Source organism: Micromonospora sp. NPDC047730, assembly GCF_043204765.1.
GTDB lineage: Bacteria > Actinomycetota > Actinomycetes > Mycobacteriales > Micromonosporaceae > Micromonospora.
In genome coordinates this window covers 95,809-118,140 of sequence record NZ_JBIDCU010000008.1, presented here as the reverse complement: position 1 = coordinate 118,140, position 22,332 = coordinate 95,809, and the positions used below count along the sequence as shown (strand labels likewise).

The following is a 22,332-nucleotide window of genomic DNA, read 5'->3' as shown; positions in this document are numbered from 1 at the left end:
GACGGTGGGTGGGACGGGGTGGCGGGAGAATGGGGCGACGGATCGGTGCTGGGAGGTTCGGGTGCGGGATCTGGCGACGGAGTTCGAGGCCGAGCGGGGGCGGCTGCTGGCGGTCGCGTACCGGATGCTCGGCAGCCGCGGCGAGGCCGAGGACGCCGTGCAGGAGACCTGGCTGCGGTACGCCGCCGCGCTCGCCGACCCGGCGGCCCGCGCCGAGATCCGGCACCTCGGCGCCTGGCTGACCACCGCCTGCGCCCGGATCTGCCTGGACGTGCTGCGCTCGGCGCGGGTGCGGCGGGAGACGTACCCCGGCCAGTGGCTGCCGGAGCCCGTGGTGACCCCGCTCGACCAGGGCCCGCGCACCGACGGCTTCGCGCCCGACCCGGCGGAGCGCGCGGTCCGCACCGACCAGGTCGGCACGGCGCTCATGGTGGTGCTGGAACGGCTCACGCCGGAGCAGCGGGTCGCCTTCGTGCTGCACGACGTCTTCGCCGTGCCCTTCCCCCGGATCGCCGAGGCGCTCGGCACGACCGACGCCGCTGCCCGCCAGCTCGCCTCCCGGGCCCGCCGGGCGGTGCAGGCGCCCGACGCGCCCCGAGACACCGCCGACCCGGCAGAGCAGCGCCGGGTCGTCGCCGCGTTCGTCGCCGCCGTCGAGTCGGGCGACCTGGACGCGCTGGTGCGGGTGCTCGCCCCGGGCGTGGTCCTCATCGGCGACAGCGGCGGCCACTTCCCGGCGGCCCGCCGCCCGGTGGTCGGCGTCGACGCGGTGGCCCGGTTCGTCCTGGGCCTCTTCGGCCGAGCCGGCCGCTACAGCGCCACGGTGCGCGCCCGCCCGGTGCTCGTCGACGGCGCGCTGGGGATGCAGATGGAGATGGTGTACTCCGACGGCCGGCCGCTGCGGCTGGTCGCCGCCCTGGCGGTGGACGGTGGCCGGGTGACCGGGATCTTCCACCAGCTCAACCCGGAGAAGCTGCGCGACGTGCCGCCGCTGGGGGCCGAAGACGGCTGGCCGCCACGCTGGTGACCCCGGCGCCGGGTCGGCGACATCCCGGCACCGCGTCACGGGCACCCGGACGCCGCGTCGGTGCCCCGTGGGCCGCCGTGTCGGTGGCGGCGCTCGGGCGCGCCCGGCCACGGCGACCGCGCCGGCTCAGACCACCAGGGCGAGCCATTTCCGGTACGACGTGGCGAACGGCTCGGTGCCGTCGCCGAGCGCGCCGAGGAGCCACCGGGCCGCCGCCTCGGCCTCCGCCACCACGTCGTCCGGATAGCCGAAGCGGGCCCGGTGCTCGGCGAACTCGTCCTCGTCGCGCAGCTCGACCGCGCCGGTGGCCCGGCGGCGCACCACGTCCAGGTCCAGGTCGATCAGGTGGACGGTGTGGTCGTCCTCCCAGCGGGCCGGGCTGGCGATGTCGCAGTAGACCTCGCTGGTGCGCGGCGGCGGGTTGAACATGCCGGTCCACCAGCCCTGGTGGGGCACCAGGAGCACGAACGGGATCTGCTCGACCGACGGCCGGCCGTGGTAGACCGACTTCGTGCCCTCGGTAACGCCGAGCCAGACGCCGAGGTCGTCCTCGGCCAGCCGGCGGGCCGGGTAGTCGCGGTGGGCGCTGCCGTCGTACTTGCGGTAGATCACGCGGACCACGTCGCTCGGCATGAGTCGCACCCTAGCCGATACCGCCCATCGGTCGCCGCACGGAAGTTACCGGACTCGGCCCGTGGGATTCCGTACCGTGACGACGCCACGCCCGGATCGGCACGGCCGGTGTCGGCGGCGGCGGGTACCGTCGCACGGTGACTCCGCGCCTCGCCACCGGTTCCACCGCCCCCTCGCCCCGCACCGGAGGCCGCCGGCGGGGCTCCCGGCCGAGCGGGGCCGAGCTGCTCGCCGCCGCGGTCGGCGCGGTGCCCGGCGGCGCCGCGCGCCCAGGTCAGCAGCAGATGGCCACCGCCATCGAGGAGTGCGTGCGGGCGCGCGAGCACCTGCTCGTGCAGGCTGGCACGGGCACCGGCAAGTCGCTGGCCTACCTCACCCCGGCGCTGACCGTGGACGGCCCGGTGGTGGTCTCCACGGCCACCCTGGCGTTGCAGTCCCAACTGGTCGACCACGACCTGCCCCGGCTCGCCGACGCCGTGGAGCCGGTGCTCGGCCGCCGGCCCACCTTCGCCGTGCTCAAGGGGCGGCACCACTACCTCTGCCTGGCCCGGCTGGACAACTCCACGGAGGACGAGCCGGAGGACACGCTCTTCGACGCCCCGGCGGCGCGCCCCGCCGGCGGCACGAAGTGGCTCGGCGAGGCGGGGCGGCTCGGCAAGCAGATCCAGCGGCTGCGCGACTGGGCGGAGAAGACCGACACCGGCGACCGGGACGAGCTGGACCCGGGCGTCGACGACCAGGCGTGGCGGTTGGTCTCCATGCCGGCCCGGGAGTGCGTCGGCGCGGCCCGCTGCCCGTTCGGCGCGGAGTGCTTCGCCGAGGCCTCCCGCGCCCGGGCCCGCGAGGCCGACATCGTCGTCACCAACCACAGCCTGCTGGCCGTGGACATGCTCGCCGGCCGGCACATCGTGCCGCCGCACAAGCTGCTCATCGTGGACGAGGCGCACGAGCTGGCCGACCGCGTCTCCTCGGCCGCCCAGGCCGAGCTGGTGCCGGAGCTGATCGACCGCTCCGCGAAGCGGGCCCGCCCACTGCTGCGCCCGGAGACCGCCGAGTCGCTCACCGCGGCCGGCGACGCCCTGGCGGTCGGGCTGGCGGAGGCGCCGGCCGGGCGGATCACCTCCGGCTTGCCGGCCGCGCTGCGCGAGGCGTGCACCCTGCTCGACGCGGCCACCCGGGCGGCGCTCGACGGCATCGGCGAGATCAAGGCCGACGACCCCGATCCGGTGCGCAAGCAACAGGCCAAGGCGGTGCTCGACGAGCTCTCCGCCACCGCCCAGCGACTGTTGGAGGAGGCCGACCACGACGTGGCCTGGGTGGAGAAGAACGACAACACCGGCCGCCGGGCGCTGGTGGTCGCGCCGCTGTCGGTCGCCGGCACCCTCGCCACCCACCTGTACGACGAGCGCACGGTGGTCGCCACCTCGGCGACCCTGACGCTCGGCGGCCGGTTCGACACGGTGGCCCGGGCGCTCGGGCTGGAGGCGCCCCCGGCCGACCCGCCGTCACCGGCCGCCGCGGCCCTCGCCGCCCGCTCCGCCGGCCGCACCGACCCGGCGGGGCGCGCCGGGGTCACATCGGCCGCCGGGGCCGGCCCGGTCGGGGCCACGGGTGGCGGCGAGGCGACCGGACGCGCCGGGTCGGCGGGGAGCGAGCCGCCTGGTCCTGCGACCGGCACGCCCGGGCTGCCGGCGACGTCGGGGCCCGGGTGGCGCTCGCTCGACGTCGGCTCGCCGTTCGACTACGCGCGGCAGGGCATCCTCTACGTCGCCGCGCACCTGCCCCGGCCCAGCGTCTCCGGGCTGCCCGACGCGGCCGGCGAGGAACTGCTCGCGCTGGTCACCGCGCTCGGCGGGCGTACGCTCGGCCTCTTCTCCTCGCGACGGGCCGCGCAGCAGGCGGCGGAGCTGCTGCGCGCGCGGACCGACCTGCCCGTCCTGCTCCAGGGCGAGGAGGCGCTGCCGCTGCTGGTACGCCGGTTCCGGGAGGAGAAGGCGAGCTGCCTGTTCGGGGTGATGTCGCTGTGGCAGGGCGTCGACGTGCCCGGCGACTCCTGCCAACTGGTGGTCATCGACCGGCTGCCCTTCCCCCGGCCGGACGAGCCGCTCGCGGCGGCCCGGGCCGCCGCGGTCGACGCCAACGGCGGATCCGGTTTCGCCGCGGTGAGCGTGCCGATCGCCGCGGTCCGGCTGGCGCAGGGGGTGGGGCGGCTGATCCGGTCGACCGGCGACAAGGGCGTGGTCGCGGTGCTCGACTCGCGGCTGGAGACCGCGCGGGGCTACGGAGCCTTCCTGCGCCGCTCGCTGCCGCCGTTCTGGTACACCACCCGGCCGGAGGTCGCCCGCGGCGCCCTCGAACGCCTCGCCAAGGTCTGACCCGCCCAGGCGGGTCAGGGGGCCTTGGAGGCGACGACGACGGCGTCGGGCGGGGTGTCCGGGACGGTGCGGGCGGCGAGCCGGCGGACGGCCGTGTTCAGCACGGCGATCAGCGGCACCGAGACGAGCGCGCCGGTGATCCCGGCGAGCACCACGCCGGCCGCGATCCCGATGATCACCGCGAGCGGGTGGATGGCCACCGCGCGCCCCATGATCAACGGCTGGAGCACGTGCCCCTCCACCTGCTGCACCCCGATCACCACGCCGAGAATGATCAACGCGGTCACCAGGCCGCTGTCGACCAGCGCGACCAGGACCGCGACGACGCCCGACAGGGTCGCCCCGACGATCGGGATGAACGCCCCGAGGAAGACCAGCGCGGCGAGCGGGAAGGCGAACGGGATGTCGAAGACGACCAGGAAGATGCCGATGCCGACCGCGTCGATGAAGGCGACCAGCACGGTCGCGCGTACGTAGGCGACCAGGGTCGACCAGGAGGCCCGGCCGGCGTCGTCGACCTTCCAGCGGGCGGCCACCGGCAGCAGCCGGACCAGGAAGCGCCAGATCCGGCTGCCGTCACGCAGGAAGAAGAAGGTGGCGAAGAGCACCAGCAGCGTGCCGGTCAGCACCTCGGCCAGCGTCGTGGCCGTGGAGAGGGCGCCGCTGGTGAGCTTCTCGGTGTTGTCGTTGACCCACTTCTGGCCCTCTTCGATGTAGCGGTCGAGCTGGCCGTCGGAGAGGTGCAGCGGGCCCGTCTTGAGCCAGTCCTGGATCTGCCGGACGCCCTCCGACGACTTCTTGCTCAGCTCCGGCACGCCCTGGATGAACTCGTTCACCACCAGGGTCAGCGTGCCGATCACCGTGGCCAGGCCGCCGACCAGCACCACCGCGGTCGCCAGCGAGCGGGGGAAGCGCGCCCGCAGCAACCAGCCGACGGCCGGCGCGAGCAGCGCCGAGAGCAGCAGCGCGACCGCCAGCGGGATCACCACGATCTTGATGGTGCCGACGATCTTCAGCAGCGCCCAGGCGACGATGCCGATCACGATCAACCGCCACGACCAGGCGGCGGCGATCCGCAGCCCGCGCGGCACGTCGGCGTCGTCCCGGCTGGAGGTGGAGGTGTGCATCGCTGCGGGCGGCTCCGCCCCGACCACGGTCGCCGACGGCGCCGCCACCGGCCCGGGGGACGCCGGCGAGGCCACCCCGGCCGACTCGGGAGCCTCGACCGGGTCCGTACGACGGGGGCGCACCGATTTCCGGCCCGACTCGTACGCGCGACGGAGCCGTCCGCGTACCCGCTCGAAGCGGCTCAAGCGCACCTCCTGGCTTCAGAACCTGGCCGTGCCCGCCCCGGTGGGCGGACAGGATACGTCCGACCACGCCACCGTAGGGCAGTTCCGCCACCCGGTGCCCCCCGCCCCCGGCGCGTAACCGCTCACGGCCGCCCGACCGGGACACGGTAGCGTTTCCGGCGTGACCGCCGACAAGAATCTCGACTCCGGCCTGCCGATCCGCCTGCTGCACGACCGCGTGCTGGTGCGGATGGAGGGGAGCGAGGGTGAGCGCCGCTCCACCGCCGGCATCGTGATCCCGGCGACCGCCGCCGTGGGCAAGCGGCTCGCCTGGGCCACCGCTGTCGGGGTGGGGCCGAACGTCCGCGCCATCGTCTCGGGCGACCGGGTCCTGTTCGACCCGGACGACCGCTCCGAGGTCGAGCTGCACGGTCGCGGGTACGTGCTGCTGCGCGAGCGCGACGTGCATGCCGTGGCCGCCGAGCGCGTGGAGAACGACTCCACCGGCCTCTACCTCTGAGCCCTCCCCGCCCGCCCCGCCGCGCGTGGCTGCGGGTGCCGGTGTCGTTTGCGGCGCTCCCGGCCGGGAAGCCAGCCGCACCACCGGCCCTGGGGAGGGACGATGCCGGTATTCGTAAAGAAGCTGCTGCTCTGGGGAAGCGTCGCGTTCCTGATCTACTTCATGGCGTTCCGGCCGGAGGGCGCGGCGGAGATGTTCAAGGCGATCGGGGCGGGGCTGATGGCGATGGCGCAGGGCCTCGGCGACTTCCTCACCAGCCTGATGACCTGACGACCCGGACCACCACGGGGCGACCCGGGGCGCCGCCTCAGCGGTGACCGCCGGCCGGGGACCGGGGCAGTGGTGGCCGGGCGGCCAGGGACCGGAGTCAGTGGTGACCGGGCGGCCAGGGACCCGCGGGTCGCGCGCCGGGCCAGCCGGGCGGGCCGTAACCAGGGGCCCCGTAGCCGGCGGGGAAGGCCGGGGGCGGCGGGGCGAGCACCACCGGGATCGGCACCACCGGCTCGTCCGGCGCCTCGACCGGCCGCTGCGAGCCGTCCGGGAACCGCAGGTGGTAGCGGTGCCCGTCCCAGATCCCGGTTGGCGCCTGCGGATCCCTCCCCACGAAGAACGACCGGTACGCGGCGATCGCCTCCAGCAGCTCCCGTTCCTCCCGCGCCGTCCGTTCCCGGTCCGCCGGCCTGCGGTCCAGGCCGCGCAGCGCGCCGTCGCGCAGCAGCGCCAGCCGGGTCGCCGCGAACTGGTAGCCGCGCATGGCCCGCACGCCGGCGTCCCCGGCCACCCGCTTGGCCCACACCCGGGCCGCGTGCCGTCGCCCCAGGCTGCTCAGCGCCGCCACCTCCGGCGGGGTCAGCCAGCCGGCCCGGACGTAGTCCGGCAGGGTGCGTTCGGTGAGCCGCCCCTCCCAGGCCCGCAGCCACACGGCCAGCCCGACCATGCCGAAGAAGATCGGCACCATCACGCCGATGAAGCCGTACAGCATGATCAGCGCCTCGCCGGTGGCCTGGGTGAGCGTGGGCAGCAGGTTCCACAGGCCGTGCAGCATCATCGCCAGCAGCAGGCCGGCGATCGGGGCGAGCACCCGGACGCGCCGGTCGGCGGTGCGGGCGGCAATGCCCAGCCCGACCCCGGTCATCGAGGTGAACAGCGGGTGGGCGAAGCCGAAGAGCAGGATCCGGACGATGAAGATCGCGATGACCTGCTGCGTGCCGGTCGCCGGGCCGTACCGTTCGACGCCGGTGGCGTAGCCGTAGCCGCCCAGGTAGAGGATGTTCTCCACCATGGCGAACCCGATCGCGGAGAGCCCGCAGTAGACCAGGGCGTCGGTGATCCCGGAGATCTCCCGGCGGCGGAAGATCAGCAGCAGGATCGGCCCGAGCGCCTTGGTGAGCTCCTCGATGAACGGCGCGACCAGCACCGCCGTCAGCGCGGTCGGCAGCCCCCAGTCGTCGAAGAGCCCGGACGAGAACTCGTTGACGGTCAGCGAGGCGGCGGTCGAGACGAACGCGCCCCAGGCGAAGCAGAAGATCAGGTATTTCAGCGGTTCCGGTTCGTACCGGTCGAGCCAGAGGAAACAGCCCACCAGCACCGGAACCGGGAGGATCGCCGCGACCAGGCCGATCAGCAGCGCCTGCACGCCGAGGCTCTCGCCGAGCGTGAAGACCATGAACACCGCGCAGGCGGCGATCAGCAGGACGACCCCGGCCAGCACCAGGGCCCGCCGCCAGCCCAGCCGGCGCAGCGGCATCCGGGGAGCGGCCGCGCCCGACGGCGGGACGGCGGGCACGGTCGGCGACGGCGGCAGGGGTGCGCCGGGCGGGGTGTCGGCCATGCGGTCAGCGTAGTCACCCCCGGCCGGCTGGACCGGGCGCATCCGCGCGCTATGCTGCTGGCAGGTCACGAGCGCCAGCGTCAAGCCCCGGCTTGCTGGCCGGCAACCCTCGTCGAGGTTCGCGGTGGGGTGCCCCGGGTGATGACCGGGCCCGGCCCGATTCGCGTGCCGGGCAAGCGCGGACCCCGCCCGGTGTGCCCACCCGGGGTCCCCGGACCCGGAGGTCGGCCGATGACCGTCACCCTCGTACCCCCGCCCGCTCCGCACCCGACGCGGACCGCGCCGCCGCCCGCGGCCGCCGGGCCGCTCGACGTGCTCGGCGTGCCGGGCCAGGTCAACCTGGACTACGCGGCCACCGCGCCGTGCGCGCGGGCCGCCGCCGACGCGGTGGCCGAGCTGCTCCCCTGGTACGCCAGCGTGCATCGCGGCGCGGGGGCCCTGTCACGGCGCTGCACCCTCGCCTACGAGCGCGCCCGGCAGACCGTCGGCGACTTCTTCGGCGCCCGCGCCGGCGACCACGTGCTCTTCACCCGCAACACCACGGACGCGCTGAACCTGCTGGCCCGGGTGCTGCCCGCCGGCACCACGGTGGTGACCTTCGGCGGGGAGCACCACGCGAACCTGCTGCCCTGGCCGCGCGGATCGGTCCGGCTGCCGGTGCCGCGGGAGCCGGCCGAGGCGGTCCGGGCGCTGGACGCCGCCCTCACCGAGCTGCGCAGGCCGGGCGCGGGGGGCGGCCCCGGCGCCGACCGCCACCCGCCCGTGCTCGTCGCGGTGACCGGGGCGAGCAACGTGACCGGCGAGCGCTGGCCGGTGGCGGAGCTGGCCCGGGTGGCCCGGCGGCACGGGGCCCGGATCGCCGTGGACGCCGCGCAGCTCGCCCCGCACGCGCCGGTGGACATCGCCGCCCTCGACGTCGACTACCTCGCGGTCTCCGGCCACAAGCTGTACGCGCCGTTCGGCGCGGGCGTGCTCGTCGGGCGGGCGGACTGGCTGGACGCCGCGCCGCCGTACCTGGCCGGCGGGGGCGCCACCGGTCACGTCGGCGCGGCCACCCACGACGTACGCTGGGCGACCGGACCGGCCCGGCACGAGGCGGGCACGCCGAACCTGCTCGGCGCGGTCGCCCTCGCGGCGGTCTGCGGCGCCCTGGCCGGGGCCGACCGGGCGGCGCTGCACGACGCCGAGCAGGCCCTGCTGGCCCGGCTGCGCCGCGGCCTGGCGGCCCTGCCGCACGTGGTGGAGCTGCGCACCTTCGGGCCGGACGCGCCGCGGGTGGGCATCGTGTCGTTCGTGGTGGCCGGCCGGGACTCGGCGGACGTGGCGGCGGACCTGGCCGGCAACCACGACATCGGGGTGCGCGACGGCCTCTTCTGCGCCCACCCGCTGGCCCGGCGACTGCTCGCCGAGGCGGCGGCGCGCAGCGGCCGGCGGGACCTGCCGCCGACCGCCCTGCGCGCGAGCGTCGGCCTGGGCAGCACGGCGGAACACGTGGACCGGCTGCTCGCCGCCCTCGCCGCGGCGGCCTGAACGACCGCCGCCGCACGGCTGGCCCGCGGGGCGGCGGGTCAGCCGACCGGCGGGGCGGTGGGCGGCTTCGGGGCGGCGGCCGGCTCGGCCTGGCCGCTCGGGGTGTCCTGGTCGCCGAAGGACTCCCGGACCAGGCGGTTCGCCTCCTCCTGGCTGATCCCGGAGGCCACCAGCAGGTCGCTGGCCGTGGTGCGCACCTGCGCGATCACCACGCTGCCGGAGAAGCCCACCCCCGCGGCGTACGCCCGGCCGGCCTCGCTGACCGCGCGCAGCGCCCGCTCCCGTGCCTTCTCCGGCTCCTCGCCGACGGCGAACTCGTGCTTGAGCAGGCGTACCGACTCGGCGAGGTGGGCCGCCGCATCCGGCATCGGCTCCGGCACGGGCTCCTCGTCCTCGATCAGGGTGACCGCGCGCCGGATCAGCGTGCCGGCGTTGCGCATCGCCCGGTCGATCGGGTCGGCGGCCTCGGCGTAGTGGGTGAGTTCGTCCCGCCGGTGCCACCGGGCCGGCGAGAGGACGGCGGTCTCCTTCGCCCCCTCGATCGCCTCGGTGAAGGTGGACAGCTCCTCCTGGTTGTTGCGCAGCCGGTCCAGGGCTTGTTGGGCCTTGTCGCGGTCCCGTTGGCGGAGGGCGTCGGCGGCGCCGTCGAGCTGGGCGGCGAGCAGGTCGAGCGCCGGCCGGGCGGCCCGGTTGATCACGCGGAGCGGATTGAGCGGCAGCAGGACCGAGGTGACCAGCAACGCGATCCCGCCGCCGACGAACGCGTCGACGAACCGGGGGATCTCCAGGTTCGCGGTCTTCGGGCTCAGCGTGACGATCAGCACGGCCGTGGCCGCCGCCTGGATGACGATGGAGACGCTGGCGCCGGCGAAGATGGTCAGCACGATCGACCCGGTCACCACGAGGCCGAGCTGCCACGCCCCGGCGCCGACCAGGTAGATGAGGAAGTCGCCGACGGCAACGCCGACCGCGACCCCCACGATCAGCTCGACCGTGCGGCGGAGCCGCTGGCCGACCGAGGCGGCGAGGGTGCCGACCGCGGAGATCGGCGCGAACACCGGCTCCGGGTTGCCCAGCAGATTGTGCGCCGCCCACCAGGACAGGCCGGCGGCGAGGCCGGCCTGCACGGCCAGGCCCCACGCCATCCGCACCCGGTGCAGCCGGTCGTGCAGGGTCGCCCTGCCGCGGTGCCGCAGCTTCTCCATCGCGTCGGCGATGCGGGCCGCGTCGATGTCCGTTCCGCCGTCGCGTCGGATGGCGCGCCGCACCAGCGAGAGTCGACGGTCCCGGGCCACGGCCATGGCGGGGACTACCCGTACCGGGGCGGGTGAATCCTCCGTGTCGGCGGCGGTGCGGCAGACTCGGCCGCATGGCCGACCTTCTCGACCGGTGGCGGGCGGCGGCCCGGGGCGCCGGGGCGACCGACCCGGCGCAGCGGGACCGCGCCGGGGCGGAGCTGCTGGGGCGCTGGCGGGAACCGCACCGGCACCACCACACGGTCGCCCACCTGACCGTCGTCCTCGACGTGGTCGACGCGCACGCGTCGTCCGCCGCGCGGCCGGACCTGGTGCGCCTCGCGGCCTGGTGCCACGACGCGGTCTACGACCCGCGCGCCGAGGGCGACGCCAACGAGCGGGACAGCGCGGCGCTCGCCGACGCCCTGCTCACCCGGTCGGGGCTGCCGGCCGACGCCGTGGCCGAGGTCCGCCGGCTGGTCCTGCTCACCGCCGGGCACGCCGTCGACCCGGGCGACGCCGACGGCGCGCTGCTCTGCGACGCCGACCTCGCCGTCCTGGCCGCGCCACCCGGGGCGTACGACCACTACGCCGCCGCGATCCGCCGGGAGTACGCGCACGTGCCCGACCCGGTCTTCCGGGCCGGCCGCGCCCGGGTGCTCGCCGGGCTGCTCGCCCTGCCGGCCCTGTTCCGGCTGCCGCCGCTGGCCACCCGCTGGGAAGCCCGGGCCCGCGCCAACCTCACCCGCGAACTGGCCACCCTCCACTGACTCCCGGCCCCCACCCTCGGCCCCCACCCCCGGCCCCCACCCTCGGCCTCCGCGATCTTGCAGTTTCGGCACGGGCGAAAGCCGTGAATCACCGCATAGACAGGGCCGGAACTGCAAGATCGCCGGAGGGGTGGGCGGCGGGGGTGCGGGGGCGGGTCAGGTGCTTCGGTCGGCGCAGGCCGGCCTGCCGGAGCAGGCGCACGAGCTCCCGGCTCGGCACCACCCGGGCACCCAGCCAGACCGCCGCGGCGAACCGCTCGGCGGGAATGTCGTAGTGGTCCCGGTCGAAACCCCGGCGGGGCACCCCCAGCGCCTCGGCGAAGGCGTGCAGCTCCGCGTGGGAGACGTCGCTGATCAGGTGGGACCAGAGCCGCCCCCGCCACGGCCAGGCGGGCCGGTCCAGGTAGAGCATGCCGGCCAAACTACCCGGTGCGAGGGCCGGTTGTCGGTCGCGTGCGGCCGACCGTAGCCTCGGCGGCATGGCCGGACCCCCTCTCCTCGACGACCTGCGGGCGGCGCTCGGCGACGACGCCGTGCTGACCGACCCGGACCTGCTCCGGATGCACGAACGGGACGAGGCGGATCTCTGCGCCGCCGGCACGCCCCTGGTGGTCGTTCGTCCCCGCAACACCGCCCAGGTCTCCGCCGTGCTGCGGGCGGCCGCCCGGCACGGCGTGCCGGTGGTCCCGCAGGGGGCGCGGACCGGGCTGGCCGGCGCGGCCAACGCGGTCGACGGCGCGGTGGTGCTCAGTACGGTCGCGATGGACGCCATCCTGGAGATCGACCCGGTGAGCCGGATCGCCGTGGTGCAGCCCGGCGTGGTGAACGCGACGCTCGCCGCCGCGGTGGCGAAGCAGGGGCTGTGGTACCCGCCCGACCCCGGCTCGTGGGAGTCCTCCACCATCGGCGGCAACGTCGCCACCAACGCGGGCGGCATGTGCTGCGTCAAGTACGGCGTCACCACCGAGTACGTCCTCGGCCTGGAGGTGGTGCTCGCCTCCGGCGAGGTGCTGCGCACCGGCCGGCGCACGGCCAAGGGCGTCGCCGGGTACGACCTCACCCGGCTCTTCGTCGGCTCCGAGGGCACCCTGGGCGTGATCACCGAGGTGACCGTCGCGCTGCGTCCCGCCCCGGCGGAGTCGCTGACCATGGTGGCGGTCTTCCCGTCCACCGCCGCGGCCGGCGCGGCCGTCGCCGAGATCGCCGCCCGGGGCCTCTCCCCCAGCCTGCTGGAACTGCTGGACCAGACCCACCTGCGGGCGATCGAGGCGTACCGGCCGATGGGCCTGCGGACGGACGCGCAGGCGCTGCTGCTGGCCGCCGCCGACACCGGCGCCCGGGCGGCCGACGACCTGGCCGGGCTGGCCGCGGTCTGCGAGGCAGCCGGCGCCGACGAGGTGTACGCGGCCACCGACGCCGTGGAGGCGGCCGCCCTGTTGCAGGCCCGCCGGCTCGCGCACCCGGCCATGGAGAAGTTCGCCGCGGACGCCTACCCGGGTGGCAACGGCGGCCTGGTCATCGACGACGTGGCGGTGCCCCGGGGCGCGCTGGCGGCGCTGCTGGACGGGGTGGCCCGGATCGCGGCGGAGTGCGACGTGCCGATCGGCGTCGTCGGTCACGCCGGCGACGGCAACATGCACCCGAACATCGTGGTGGACCGGGCCGACCCGGCGAGCCTGGAGCGCGGCCGGCGCGCCTTCGACGAGATCATGCGACTCGGCCTGGAGCTGGGCGGCACCTGCACCGGCGAGCACGGCGTGGGCCTGCTCAAGCGGGACTGGCTGGCCCGCGAGATCGGCCCGGTGGGCGTCGCCGTGCACCAGGCGATCAAGGCCGCGCTCGACCCGACCGGCCTGCTCAACCCCGGCAAGGTCCTCTGACGGTGAAGATGTGGGAGCGGGTCACCCCGCCGGTCTGACTCACCCTCTGACCGGCCCCTGCCGGGGCCGACGCGCGGCGGTAGCCGCCAGGCGTGGCGGGGCGCCGCGCGGGGCGGCGGGACACCGCGGTCGGCCGTCGAAGGTTGGGGTGGGGGAACGGTCAGCGGGACGACGACGGTAGTTCGACGGGATCGTCGTCCGAGCCGCGGTCGGCCGCGAAGCCCCGGACGTCGGGCGCGCCGAGCCGGGCGGCGTCCGCCGTGGCGTCGTCGGGCATCAGCTGGGACTGGCGTTCCGCCTCCACCCTGGCCCGGTAGTGCTCCACCTCACGGGCCCGGGTGGCCTCGTCCCAACCGAGCACCGCGCCCATCAGCTCGGCGGCGTGCCCGGCCGACTCCAGGCCGCGGTGCGCGGTCTCGATGGAGATCCGGGTCCGCCGGGTGAGCACGTCCTCCAGGTGCAGCGCCCCCTCCGCCCGGGCCGCGTACGTCACCTCGGCCGCGAGGTATTCCGGGGCACCGGCCAGCGGGGAGGCGAGCAGCGGGTCGGCGTCGACCAGCGCGAGCAGCTCCACGGTGAGGGTGCCGTAGCGCTCCAGCAGGTGCTCGACCACCCCGACCGGCATCCCGTGCCGGCGGGCCAGGTCCGCCCGGCCCCGCCACATCGCCGGGTAGCCGTCCGCACCCAGCAGCGGCAGGTCGGCGGTACGCGAGGGGCGTACGGCGCCGAGCCGGTGGGCGGCCCGGTCGACCACGTCCGAGGCCATCACCCGGTACGTCGTGTACTTGCCGCCGGCGACCAGCAGCAGCCCGAGCATCGGCTCGAAGACGGCGTGCTCGCGGGACAGTTTCGAGGTGGAGTCGGCCTCGCCGGCCAGCAGCGGCCGCAGCCCGGCGTAGACGCCCTCGATGTCGGCCGTGGTGAGCGGCCGGTCCAGCACGGTGTTGACCTGCTCCAGCAGGTATTCGATGTCCCGGGCGGAGGCGGCCGGGTGGGACCGGTCGAGCCGCCAGTCGGTGTCGGTGGTGCCGATGATCCAGTGCCCGCCCCACGGGATGACGAAGAGCACGCTGGTCGCCGTACGCAGGATCAGCCCTGCCTCGCCGGTGATCGCCGAACGGGGCACCACCAGGTGCACGCCCTTGGAGGCCCGGACGCGGATGCCGGGGCGCAGCCCGACGTCGTTCAGCATCCGGGACATGTCGTCGCTCCACACGCCGGTGGCGGCGATGACGGTGCGGGCGCGCACCTCGAACTCGGCGTCCGGGGAGCCGGCCGGCGCCTCCAGGTCGCGGACCCGGACGCCGGTGACCTCGCGGGCCTGCCGGATCAGCCCGACCGCCCGGGCGCTGGGCACCACGGTCGCGCCGAGGCTGGCCGCGGTGCGGGCCAGGGTCACCACCAGCCGGGCGTCGTCGACCTGCCCGTCGTAGTAGCGGATCGCGCCGGCCAGCGCGTCGGCCCGCAGGCTGGGAAAGACCCGGCGGGCGCCCTCGCGGGTCAGGTGGCGGTGCAGCGGCATGCCCCGGCCGCCGCCGAAGATCCCGGCGAAGGCGTCGTACGCCGCCACTCCGGCACCGTAGTAGGAGCGGCGGAACAGCCGGCCGGGCAGGTCGCGCGCCCCGCGCCCGCCGGGCAGCGGGACCAGGATGGGCACCGGCCGCACCAGGTGCGGGGCGAGCCGGGTGGCGAGCAGGCCGCGCTCGGTGAGCGCCTCGTGCACCAGGTGGAACTCCAGCTGCTCCAGGTAGCGCAGGCCGCCGTGGATCAGCTTGCTGGAGCGGCTGGAGGTGCCGGCGGCGTAGTCGCGCGCCTCCACCAGGGCCACCTTCAGCCCCCGCGAGGCCGCGTCCAGGGCGGCGCCCGCCCCGGTCACCCCACCGCCGATGACCAGCACGTCGAAGCGTTCGGCCCGCAGGCGGCGCAGGTCGGTGGCCCGGCGCTCCGGGGAGAGCTGGCTGGCCTCGGTTCGGGACACGTTGGGGTCGCGCACCCGTCCACGGTAACCGTCACGGCCACACCGGCGGCACACACCGTCCGCGTCGTACTGTCTGAGGAATGGAGATCGGCCCCCCGTTCCCCGCTGGTCAGCCCGCCCCGCTCCCGCCGGCCGCGCCGGCCCGGTCGAGCCCGTGGCCCGTGGTGGCGGCGGTGGTCGCCGGTTGCTGGACGGTCGGGTTCGTGGTGGTCAGCCAGCTCGGCGGGTGGCTGGCCGACCAGATCGTGCTGGCCTCCGGGCTGCACCGCGTGGTGTGGCTCTGGCCGGCGACCGTGCTGTTCACCGTGCTGCTGGTCGGCGCGCCCGCGCTTTCGCTCGCCCTGCTGCCCCGCTCGCCGGCGGTCCGCGCCACCGGCCGGGCCTGGCTGGCCGCGGCGCTCGTGCTCGGCGCGCTGGGGCCGCTCCGGGCGCTCCCGCCGGTGCACCACGAGGCGTACCTCGCGGCGCTGGCCGCCACGGCCGCCCTGGCCGCCCTCGTCCTGCGGGCGCTCGCCCGCCGCGCCGCCGCCTCGCGCCGGCCCTCCGCCCCGACCGCCACCCTGCTCGGGGTGGCCGGCGGGCTGGCGCTGCTGCTGCCGTGGGTCTGGCTGGGGGCGCTCGGCGGGCTGCTGGAGACGGTGCTCGCCGGGCTCGCCGCCGCCGCCCTGGGCGTGCTGGCCGGGGCGCTGCTGGACGACGCCTTCTGGTCCCGCTTCGCCGTCGGCGAGCCGCCCCGGCCAGCCCGGCTGGTGCTGGTCGGCGGGCTGGTCGCCGGGGTCGCGCTGCTCGTCCTCGCCGCCGGGGTCGGGCAGTCCGGGGCGCAACTGTCCCTGCTGCTGACCCTGCCGCCGGCCGGCTTCGCGCTGGCCGCCCTGCACGCGGCGGCCCGCCGCCCGGCCGCCGCCACCCCGGCCGCGCCGCCGGACACGGCGCCGGCCGACCCGTCGGGCACCGCCCCGGCCGCCCTGTCGGGCACCGCCCCGGCCGGCCCGTCGGGCACCGCCCCGGCCGGCCCACCGGGCACCGCAGGAAGTGAGCCGGGCGGGCGCGAGCCGGGCGGGCGGGCCGGGGTCCGCGCCGCCACCCGCTGGCTGGTCGGGCTCGCCGTGTTCGGCCCGCTGGCCTTCACCGATCCCGAGGAGATCACCCTCGTCCTGGCCAACACCCGCGACGTGCCGTTCTGGGTGGCGGCAGCCGCCGGCGCCGGGCTCGCCGTCGCGGCCGTGCTCGCCGTGGCGTACGGCGTGCTGCTGGCCCGGCCCCGCAGCCGGCGGCCGAGCCGGCGGGTGGCCGGGGTGACCGCCGCGGCCCTGCTGGTCACGGTCGGCGCGGTGGCCGTCGGCGCGGGTCAGCCCGGCCTGCACGGCGAGCGGCTGTTCGTGGTGCTGCGCGAGCAGGCCGACCTGGACGGGGTGCCGGCGACGGCCGGACGGGCCGGCCGGGACGCGCGGGCCGGCGAGGTCTACCGGCGGCTGGTCGACACCGCCGAGCGGACCCAGGCCGACCTGCGCCGGGACCTGCGCCGGCTGCGGCTGGACCACACCCCCTACTACCTGGTCAACGCGGTCGAGGTGGACGGCGGGCCGGCGGTGCGGGCCTGGCTGTCCCGCCGGCCGGAGGTGGCCCGGGTGCTGGTCAGCCAGCGGGTGCGGCCGCTGCCCGCGCCGGCCGGCCGCAGTCGGGGCACCGCGCCCGCGCCGGCCGGCCCGGAGTGGAACGTCCGGATGATCGGCGCGGACCGCGTCTGGTCGCAGCTCGGGGTGGACGGCTCCGGGATCGTGGTGGGCAGCTCCGACTCCGGGGTGGACGGCGGGCACCCGGCGCTGGCCGCCGGCTTCCGGGGCGGCGACGACTCCTGGTACGACCCGTGGGACGGCACCCGCTCCCCGACGGACCAGGGCGGGCACGGCACGCACACCGTGGGCAGCGCGGTGGGCCGAGGGGGGATCGGGGTGGCCCCGGGCGCGCAGTGGGTGGGCTGCGTCAACCTGGACCGCAACCTGGGCAACCCCGGGTACTACCTGGGCTGCCTCCAGTTCATGCTGGCGCCCTTCCCGCCCGGCGGGAACCCGTTCACGGACGGGCGCCCGGCGCGCGCCCCGGAGATCCTCACCAACTCGTGGGGCTGCCCGCCGATCGAGGGCTGCGACCCGCGCGCGCTCCGGCCGGCCACCGCCGCCCTGGAGGCCGCCGGCATCCTGGTCGTCGCCGCCGCCGGCAACACCGGCCCGTACTGCGGCTCGATCGACGACCCGCCCGCGCCGTACGCGGACGTGCTGACCGTCGGCGCGGTGGACCAGCGGCGCCGGGTCACCGACTTCTCGTCCCGTGGACCGGTGGCGGGGGCGGCGAAGCCGGACCTGGTCGCCCCCGGCGACGAGGTGCTGTCGGCGATGCCCGGCGGCGGGTACGCCGCCCTGAGCGGCACCTCGATGGCGACCCCGCAGGTGGCCGGCGTCGTGGCGCTGATGTGGTCGGCCAACCCGGCGCTGGTGGGCGACCTGCCGCGCACCCGGCAGATCCTGCGGGACACCGCGACCCCGGCCGACGCGACGTACGCCTCCCGGACGGAGACCTGCGGCGGCGACGCGAACATCACCGGCGCCGGCCTGGTCGACGCGTACGCGGCGGTGCGGGCGGCCCGCGGGTGAGCGGCCCCTGCCCTCCCCCGCACCCCGTGCTCTAGGGTCGGCGACCATGGATGCGGAGATCGTCGAGCTGACCGCCGACCGGGCGCCCGCCGTGGTGGAGCTGTGCCGCCGGGCGCTGGACCTGCCCGAGGACGCCGCCGAGGCACCGGCCCTCGTGGCCGCGCTCTGGGCCCGGGCGGCCGCCGACCGGCCGGTCGTCGCGCTGGGCGCGTACCGGGGGGCGGAGCTGGTCGGGGCGCTGGTCTGCTCCCTGTCGGGGCGGGACGCCGGGCTCGGGCACGTGGACCTCGTGGTGGTGCACCCCGACCACCGGCGCCGGGGCGTGGGGCGGGCGCTGCTGTCGTCCGCCGAGCGGACCCTGGCCGGTCTCGGCGCGGCCGAGGTGCTGCTGGCGGGGAACCCGCCGTACTACGCCTGGCCCGGGATCGACGTGCGCTACACCCCGGCGGTCTGCGCCGCGCTGGCGCTCGGCTACCGGCAGGACCGGACGGCGTGGAACATGACCGCCGACCTGTCGTACGACGACTCCCCCGCGTTGCGCTCCACGGAGGCGGCGGAGGCACGGCTGGCCGGCCGGGGCGTCTCGGTCCGCCGCGCCGAGCCGGCCGACCTGCCGGCGCTGGCGGAGTTCGCCCGCGCCACGTTCGGCGGCGCCTGGGACGCGGAGCTGGCCGGCTCGGTGGGCCGGGAAGGGGCGGGCTGCCACCTGGCCGAGCGCGACGGCGAGGTGCTCGGCTTCGCGGCGTACGGGTCGTCCCGGCCGAGCTGGTTCGGGCCGATGGGCACCGCCCCGGCGGCGGAGGGCTCGGGGATCGGCGGGGTGCTGCTGCGCCGCTGTCTGCGCGACCAGCGGGCGGCGGGCGTGACGGCGGCGCAGATCGGCTGGGTGGGGCCGGTGCCGTTCTACTCGGGCAGCGCGGGCGCCCGGGTCGAGCGGGTCTTCTTCCTGTACCGCAGGACGCTCGGGGAGTGATGGAAGGGGGCGAAGGGGATATAGACGCCGATAACCCCATTCGCCCCCATCTTTGATCGACGCCCCCTACCGTTTCGGTAGAGGAGGCAGCCATGACCACGGACGACGAACGCCCCGGCCCGTTGCCGTTCGACCGGCTCGACTACGGCGACGCCGAGCAGCAGGCGGAGATGAGCGGCGCCGACGAGCCGACCGACGAGCCGGTGGCGCTGGTCGACGAGCCGGTCCAGATCCCGCAGCCGTACGGCCGGGCGCAGAAGAGACGCAACCAACGACCACTGCCGACCTGACGGCGGAAGGGGCGGACCGCTGACGCGGCCCGCCCCTTCCGGCGTACGTGGAGCTGGACTCAGAAGTCCATGTCCCCGCCGCCCGGACCAGCCGGGGCGGCCGGGGCCTTCTCCGGCTTGTCCGCCACGACGGCCTCGGTGGTGAGGAAGAGCGCCGCGATCGACGAGGCGTTCTGCAGCGCCGAACGGGTCACCTTGGCCGGGTCGATGATGCCCGCGGCCAGCAGGTCGACGTACTCGCCGTTGGCGGCGTTGAGGCCGTGACCCGGCTCGATGTTGCGGACGTGCTCGACGACCACGCCGCCCTCGAGGCCGGCGTTGACGGCGATCTGCCGCAGCGGGGCGTCCAGCGCGATCTTGACGATCTGCGCGCCGGTCGCCTCGTCGCCGGTCAGGTCCAGCTTGTCGAAGGCGGTCTTGCCGGCCTGCACCAGCGCGACGCCACCACCCGGGACGATGCCCTCCTCGACGGCGGCCTTCGCGTTGCGGACGGCGTCCTCGATGCGGTGCTTGCGCTCCTTCAGCTCGACCTCGGTGGCCGCGCCGACCTTGATCACCGCGACGCCGCCGGCCAGCTTGGCCAGCCGCTCCTGCAGCTTCTCGCGGTCGTAGTCGGAGTCGCTCTTGTCGATCTCGGCCCGGATCTGGTTGACCCGGCCCTGGATCTGCTCGGCGTCGCCGGCACCGTCGACGATGGTGGTCTCGTCCTTGGTCACCACGACCTTGCGGGCGCGGCCCAGCATGTCGAGGCCGACGGCGTCCAGCTTGAGGCCGACCTCCTCGCTGATGACCTGGCCACCGGTGAGGATGGCGATGTCGGCCAGCATGGCCTTGCGGCGGTCACCGAAGCCCGGCGCCTTGACGGCGACCGACTTGAAGGTGCCCCGGACCTTGTTGACGACCAGGGTGGCCAGGGCCTCGCCCTCGATGTCCTCGGCGATGATCAGCAGCGGCTTGCCCGACTGCATGACCTTCTCGAGGATCGGGAGCAGGTCCTTGACCGACGAGATCTTGCTGTTGACGATCAGGAGGTAGGGGTCGTCGAAGACGGCCTCCATGCGCTCCGGGTCGGTCATGAAGTAGGCCGAGATGTAGCCCTTGTCGAAGCGCATACCCTCGGTGAGCTCCAGCTCCAGGCCGAAGGTGTTGCTCTCCTCGACGGTGATGACGCCTTCCTTGCCGACCTTGTCCATCGCCTCGGCGATGATCTCGCCGACGGTGCTGTCACCGGCGGAGATGGAGGCGGTGGAGGCGATCTGCTCCTTGGTCTCGACGTCCTTGGCGAGCTTGGACAGCTCCTCCGAGACGCTGGCCACGGCGGCCTCGATGCCCCGCTTCAGGGCCATCGGGTTGGCACCGGCTGCCACGTTGCGCAGACCCTCGCGGACGAGGGCCTGGGCCAGGACGGTCGCCGTCGTCGTGCCGTCACCGGCAACGTCGTCGGTCTTCTTGGCGACCTCCTTGACCAGCTCGGCGCCGATCTTCTCGTAGGGGTCCTCGAGCTCGATCTCCTTGGCGATGCTCACACCATCGTTGGTGATGGTGGGGGCACCCCACTTCTTCTCGAGCACGACGTTGCGGCCCTTGGGGCCGAGGGTCACCTTCACGGCGTCGGCGAGCTGGTTCATGCCCCGCTCGAGGCCCCGGCGCGCCTCTTCGTCGAACGCGATCATCTTGGCCATACGGCGTTGTCCTCCTGGACACTCACGGGCCACCCGGAGGTTGTGTCCCGGATGGGCCGCCTGGTGTACGCACCTTGGGGACGTCGCCACCTGGCGACGACGACGTCTCCTCGGCCGGGCCGGATAGCCCGCGACGACCGGCCATGTGCCGCACCGACGTGTGGACGCCCGTGCGGCCGTGGCCCTACCGCCCCGACCATTGGCACTCACGGTATGCGAGTGCCAATGACTTGTTTAGCACTCTCCCCTGCCGAGTGCAAGCACGACCGCCCCGCTCAGCCGAGTTCACCGGCTAGCCGCGCGCTGTCCACCGGCCCCTCGTGGGCGCGCTGCTCGGCGTACGTGACGACCAGGCCGACCAGCTGGGCGAGGTGGGTGGGCAGGCCCAGCACCCCGCCGAGCACCGCCACCGCGATCGCGCCCACCGCCGTGCCCGGCGACTCCAGCGGGGTGACGCCGAACGGCAGCGAGCCGATGCCCTCCACCAGGCCGGCCGCCCCGCCCCCGACGATCACCGCCGCCGCGACGAGCGCCACCCGGCCGAGCAGCAGGCCCAGCCGGTCGTGGAACATCCGGTACGAGCGGCCGATCGGGTGCTGCCGTTCAAAGAGGTAGACCGGGCCGGCCATGCTCAGCGCGAAGGCGAAGTAGATGCCGGGGATGACGCAGAAGCACACCCCGAGCCCGATGATCACGCTCATCAGCAGGGTCCAGCCCCAGAGGCCCGGCGCCCGGCGCAGGCCGTAGCCCAGCGCGGCGCCGACGGTCACCGGCTGGCCGGCCGCCTGCCGGGCGACCACCCAGGTGCCGGCGGCCCAGCCGAGGCTCTGCACCAGGCCGAAGACCAGTGCGCCGCCGATCAGCACGGCCATCATGGTGCCCAGGTCGGCCAGGAAGGTGTCGGGCAGCGCGGCCGGGTCGTCGGCCATCGACTCGTCCCACTTGGCCGACGGGTCGACCACCAGCGCGAGCACCGACAGCACCACGGCCGGCAGCACCTGGGTGAGCAGCAGGATCGGCAGCAGCGTCCGCCAGCCCCGGCGCACCGCGCCGACGCACCGGTCGAACCAGCCACTCACGCTGCCGCCGGGCGGCGTGACCAGCGGGTCGGCCGGGTCGAGGCCGTGGCCGGGCGGGTACCACCCGTGGACCGGCTGCCCCGGGTACGCGACCGGCGCGCCCGGATACACGACCGGCGCGCCCGGATACCACGGCTGCCCGCCGTACGGGCCGGAGCCGGCCGGGAACCCGCCGGTGGGCGGGAAGACCCACCCCTGCGGCTGCGGCGCGCTCGCATCGCCGGCCGTGGCGGGGTCGGGATCCCCCGACGGCGGCGTGCCCTGGGGTGGCTGGTCGGACATGAACCCTCCTCAGCGACGGCTGAACCGGCTCACGATCTTCCCTGCCTGGCACCCCGTACCGCAGCCCGGGGTGCCACGACCACGGGCCACGACCACGGGCCACGACCACGAACCACGACCCGTCCCGGCCACGGTTCGCGTCCAACGATGCCGCAGGTCACACCCCGAAACCGGACCCCGCCGGTGCCGCTGCCCGGCCCCTGTCGAGCTGCCCTCACAGATGGGGCACACCACGCCTCGCAGGCGGCCGAGCCGGATGCGAGGCATGGTCATACCGAGACGGGTGGTCCTACAGACGGGGCAG

18 protein-coding genes and 1 riboswitch are annotated in these 22,332 nt (G+C 75.7%); of the genes, 10 read left to right on the top strand and 8 right to left on the bottom strand.

What is annotated here, in order from left to right; all coding sequences use genetic code 11:
* Positions 1-61: 61 nt before the first annotated feature.
* The gene (gene sigJ, locus ACGF5G_RS19780) at positions 62-1,027 is read left to right on the top strand and encodes an RNA polymerase sigma factor SigJ (RefSeq protein WP_393264671.1); all 966 of its coding nucleotides are present in this window, start codon (positions 62-64) and stop codon (positions 1,025-1,027) included.
* 126 nt (positions 1,028-1,153) lie between these two features.
* Here sigJ and ACGF5G_RS19775 read toward each other — a convergent pair whose 3' ends face one another.
* Positions 1,154-1,660 carry a DUF402 domain-containing protein gene (locus tag ACGF5G_RS19775; RefSeq protein ID WP_350706906.1) on the bottom strand — a complete coding sequence of 169 codons (507 nt, stop codon included), beginning with the start codon at positions 1,658-1,660 and terminating at the stop codon, positions 1,154-1,156.
* Between the two features lie 248 nt (positions 1,661-1,908).
* On the opposite strand from ACGF5G_RS19775, the gene ACGF5G_RS19770 reads away from it, so the two are divergent.
* Positions 1,909-4,035 carry an ATP-dependent DNA helicase gene (locus ACGF5G_RS19770; protein ID WP_393265028.1) on the top strand — a complete coding sequence of 709 codons (2,127 nt, stop codon included), beginning with the start codon at positions 1,909-1,911 and terminating at the stop codon, positions 4,033-4,035.
* 14 nt (positions 4,036-4,049) lie between these two features.
* On the opposite strand, the gene ACGF5G_RS19765 is transcribed toward ACGF5G_RS19770, so the two are convergent.
* Entirely contained in the window at positions 4,050-5,348 is a 1,299-nt protein-coding gene (locus ACGF5G_RS19765) for an AI-2E family transporter (protein WP_393264668.1), read from the bottom strand.
* 160 nt (positions 5,349-5,508) lie between these two features.
* On the opposite strand from ACGF5G_RS19765, the gene ACGF5G_RS19760 reads away from it, so the two are divergent.
* Together ACGF5G_RS19760 and ACGF5G_RS19755 are read left to right on the top strand one after the other, a co-directional pair.
* A complete protein-coding gene (locus ACGF5G_RS19760) occupies positions 5,509-5,847 on the top strand; it encodes a co-chaperone GroES (protein WP_350686889.1) in 339 nt (112 codons plus the stop codon).
* A 102-nt stretch (positions 5,848-5,949) separates the two neighbouring features.
* On the top strand, positions 5,950-6,117 hold the full coding sequence (locus tag ACGF5G_RS19755; RefSeq protein WP_350706900.1) for a hypothetical protein: 168 nt from the start codon (positions 5,950-5,952) through the stop codon (positions 6,115-6,117).
* A gap of 97 nt (positions 6,118-6,214) precedes the next feature.
* Here the strand turns inward: ACGF5G_RS19755 and ACGF5G_RS19750 are convergent, their stop codons facing one another.
* Positions 6,215-7,678 (bottom strand): PrsW family intramembrane metalloprotease, encoded by a 1,464-nt coding sequence (locus ACGF5G_RS19750; protein WP_393264666.1) that lies wholly within the window; start codon positions 7,676-7,678, stop codon positions 6,215-6,217.
* A 63-nt stretch (positions 7,679-7,741) separates the two neighbouring features.
* Positions 7,742-7,863: riboswitch (SAM riboswitch) on the top strand.
* Between the two features lie 46 nt (positions 7,864-7,909).
* On the opposite strand from ACGF5G_RS19750, the gene ACGF5G_RS19745 reads away from it, so the two are divergent.
* A complete protein-coding gene (locus ACGF5G_RS19745) occupies positions 7,910-9,208 on the top strand; it encodes an aminotransferase class V-fold PLP-dependent enzyme (RefSeq protein ID WP_393264663.1) in 1,299 nt (432 codons plus the stop codon).
* 38 nt (positions 9,209-9,246) lie between these two features.
* Here the strand turns inward: ACGF5G_RS19745 and ACGF5G_RS19740 are convergent, their stop codons facing one another.
* On the bottom strand, positions 9,247-10,503 hold the full coding sequence (locus ACGF5G_RS19740; RefSeq protein WP_393265025.1) for an aromatic acid exporter family protein: 1,257 nt from the start codon (positions 10,501-10,503) through the stop codon (positions 9,247-9,249).
* 74 nt (positions 10,504-10,577) lie between these two features.
* On the opposite strand from ACGF5G_RS19740, the gene ACGF5G_RS19735 reads away from it, so the two are divergent.
* Complete coding sequence (locus ACGF5G_RS19735) at positions 10,578-11,213, top strand: metal-dependent phosphohydrolase (RefSeq protein ID WP_393264661.1); 636 nt, start codon at positions 10,578-10,580, stop codon at positions 11,211-11,213.
* An 88-nt stretch (positions 11,214-11,301) separates the two neighbouring features.
* On the opposite strand, the gene ACGF5G_RS19730 is transcribed toward ACGF5G_RS19735, so the two are convergent.
* Complete coding sequence (locus ACGF5G_RS19730) at positions 11,302-11,625, bottom strand: DUF4031 domain-containing protein (RefSeq protein WP_393264660.1); 324 nt, start codon at positions 11,623-11,625, stop codon at positions 11,302-11,304.
* A 67-nt stretch (positions 11,626-11,692) separates the two neighbouring features.
* On the opposite strand from ACGF5G_RS19730, the gene ACGF5G_RS19725 reads away from it, so the two are divergent.
* Complete coding sequence (locus ACGF5G_RS19725) at positions 11,693-13,093, top strand: FAD-binding oxidoreductase (RefSeq protein WP_393264658.1); 1,401 nt, start codon at positions 11,693-11,695, stop codon at positions 13,091-13,093.
* 160 nt (positions 13,094-13,253) lie between these two features.
* On the opposite strand, the gene ACGF5G_RS19720 is transcribed toward ACGF5G_RS19725, so the two are convergent.
* Positions 13,254-15,071 carry a glycerol-3-phosphate dehydrogenase/oxidase gene (locus ACGF5G_RS19720; protein WP_393265022.1) on the bottom strand — a complete coding sequence of 606 codons (1,818 nt, stop codon included), beginning with the start codon at positions 15,069-15,071 and terminating at the stop codon, positions 13,254-13,256.
* An 80-nt stretch (positions 15,072-15,151) separates the two neighbouring features.
* On the opposite strand from ACGF5G_RS19720, the gene ACGF5G_RS19715 reads away from it, so the two are divergent.
* The 3 genes from ACGF5G_RS19715 (at position 15,152) to ACGF5G_RS19705 (ending at position 18,985) form a co-directional block, all read left to right on the top strand.
* The gene (locus ACGF5G_RS19715) at positions 15,152-17,722 is read left to right on the top strand and encodes a S8 family serine peptidase (RefSeq protein WP_393264656.1); all 2,571 of its coding nucleotides are present in this window, start codon (positions 15,152-15,154) and stop codon (positions 17,720-17,722) included.
* A gap of 46 nt (positions 17,723-17,768) precedes the next feature.
* Positions 17,769-18,695, top strand: a complete 927-nt coding sequence (locus tag ACGF5G_RS19710; RefSeq protein ID WP_393264654.1) for a GNAT family N-acetyltransferase — start codon at positions 17,769-17,771, stop codon at positions 18,693-18,695.
* A 92-nt stretch (positions 18,696-18,787) separates the two neighbouring features.
* A complete protein-coding gene (locus tag ACGF5G_RS19705) occupies positions 18,788-18,985 on the top strand; it encodes a hypothetical protein (protein ID WP_393264651.1) in 198 nt (65 codons plus the stop codon).
* 59 nt (positions 18,986-19,044) lie between these two features.
* Here the strand turns inward: ACGF5G_RS19705 and groL are convergent, their stop codons facing one another.
* Positions 19,045-20,667 carry a chaperonin GroEL gene (gene groL, locus ACGF5G_RS19700; RefSeq protein ID WP_350706882.1) on the bottom strand — a complete coding sequence of 541 codons (1,623 nt, stop codon included), beginning with the start codon at positions 20,665-20,667 and terminating at the stop codon, positions 19,045-19,047.
* A 275-nt stretch (positions 20,668-20,942) separates the two neighbouring features.
* Entirely contained in the window at positions 20,943-22,028 is a 1,086-nt protein-coding gene (locus tag ACGF5G_RS19695) for a hypothetical protein (protein ID WP_393264649.1), read from the bottom strand.
* Between the last annotated feature and the right edge of the window lie 304 nt (positions 22,029-22,332).

Coding starts and splice junctions, on each gene's coding strand:
- ACGF5G_RS19775 (WP_350706906.1), bottom strand. CDS start 1,660: ATGCCGAGCGACGTGGTCCGCGTGATCTACCGCAAGTACGACGGCAGC.
- ACGF5G_RS19755 (WP_350706900.1), top strand. CDS start 5,950: ATGCCGGTATTCGTAAAGAAGCTGCTGCTCTGGGGAAGCGTCGCGTTC.
- ACGF5G_RS19750 (WP_393264666.1), bottom strand. CDS start 7,678: ATGGCCGACACCCCGCCCGGCGCACCCCTGCCGCCGTCGCCGACCGTG.
- ACGF5G_RS19745 (WP_393264663.1), top strand. CDS start 7,910: ATGACCGTCACCCTCGTACCCCCGCCCGCTCCGCACCCGACGCGGACC.
- ACGF5G_RS19735 (WP_393264661.1), top strand. CDS start 10,578: ATGGCCGACCTTCTCGACCGGTGGCGGGCGGCGGCCCGGGGCGCCGGG.
- ACGF5G_RS19730 (WP_393264660.1), bottom strand. CDS start 11,625: ATGCTCTACCTGGACCGGCCCGCCTGGCCGTGGCGGGGGCGGCTCTGG.
- ACGF5G_RS19725 (WP_393264658.1), top strand. CDS start 11,693: ATGGCCGGACCCCCTCTCCTCGACGACCTGCGGGCGGCGCTCGGCGAC.
- ACGF5G_RS19715 (WP_393264656.1), top strand. CDS start 15,152: ATGGAGATCGGCCCCCCGTTCCCCGCTGGTCAGCCCGCCCCGCTCCCG.
- ACGF5G_RS19710 (WP_393264654.1), top strand. CDS start 17,769: ATGGATGCGGAGATCGTCGAGCTGACCGCCGACCGGGCGCCCGCCGTG.
- ACGF5G_RS19705 (WP_393264651.1), top strand. CDS start 18,788: ATGACCACGGACGACGAACGCCCCGGCCCGTTGCCGTTCGACCGGCTC.
- groL (WP_350706882.1), bottom strand. CDS start 20,667: ATGGCCAAGATGATCGCGTTCGACGAAGAGGCGCGCCGGGGCCTCGAG.
- ACGF5G_RS19695 (WP_393264649.1), bottom strand. CDS start 22,028: ATGTCCGACCAGCCACCCCAGGGCACGCCGCCGTCGGGGGATCCCGAC.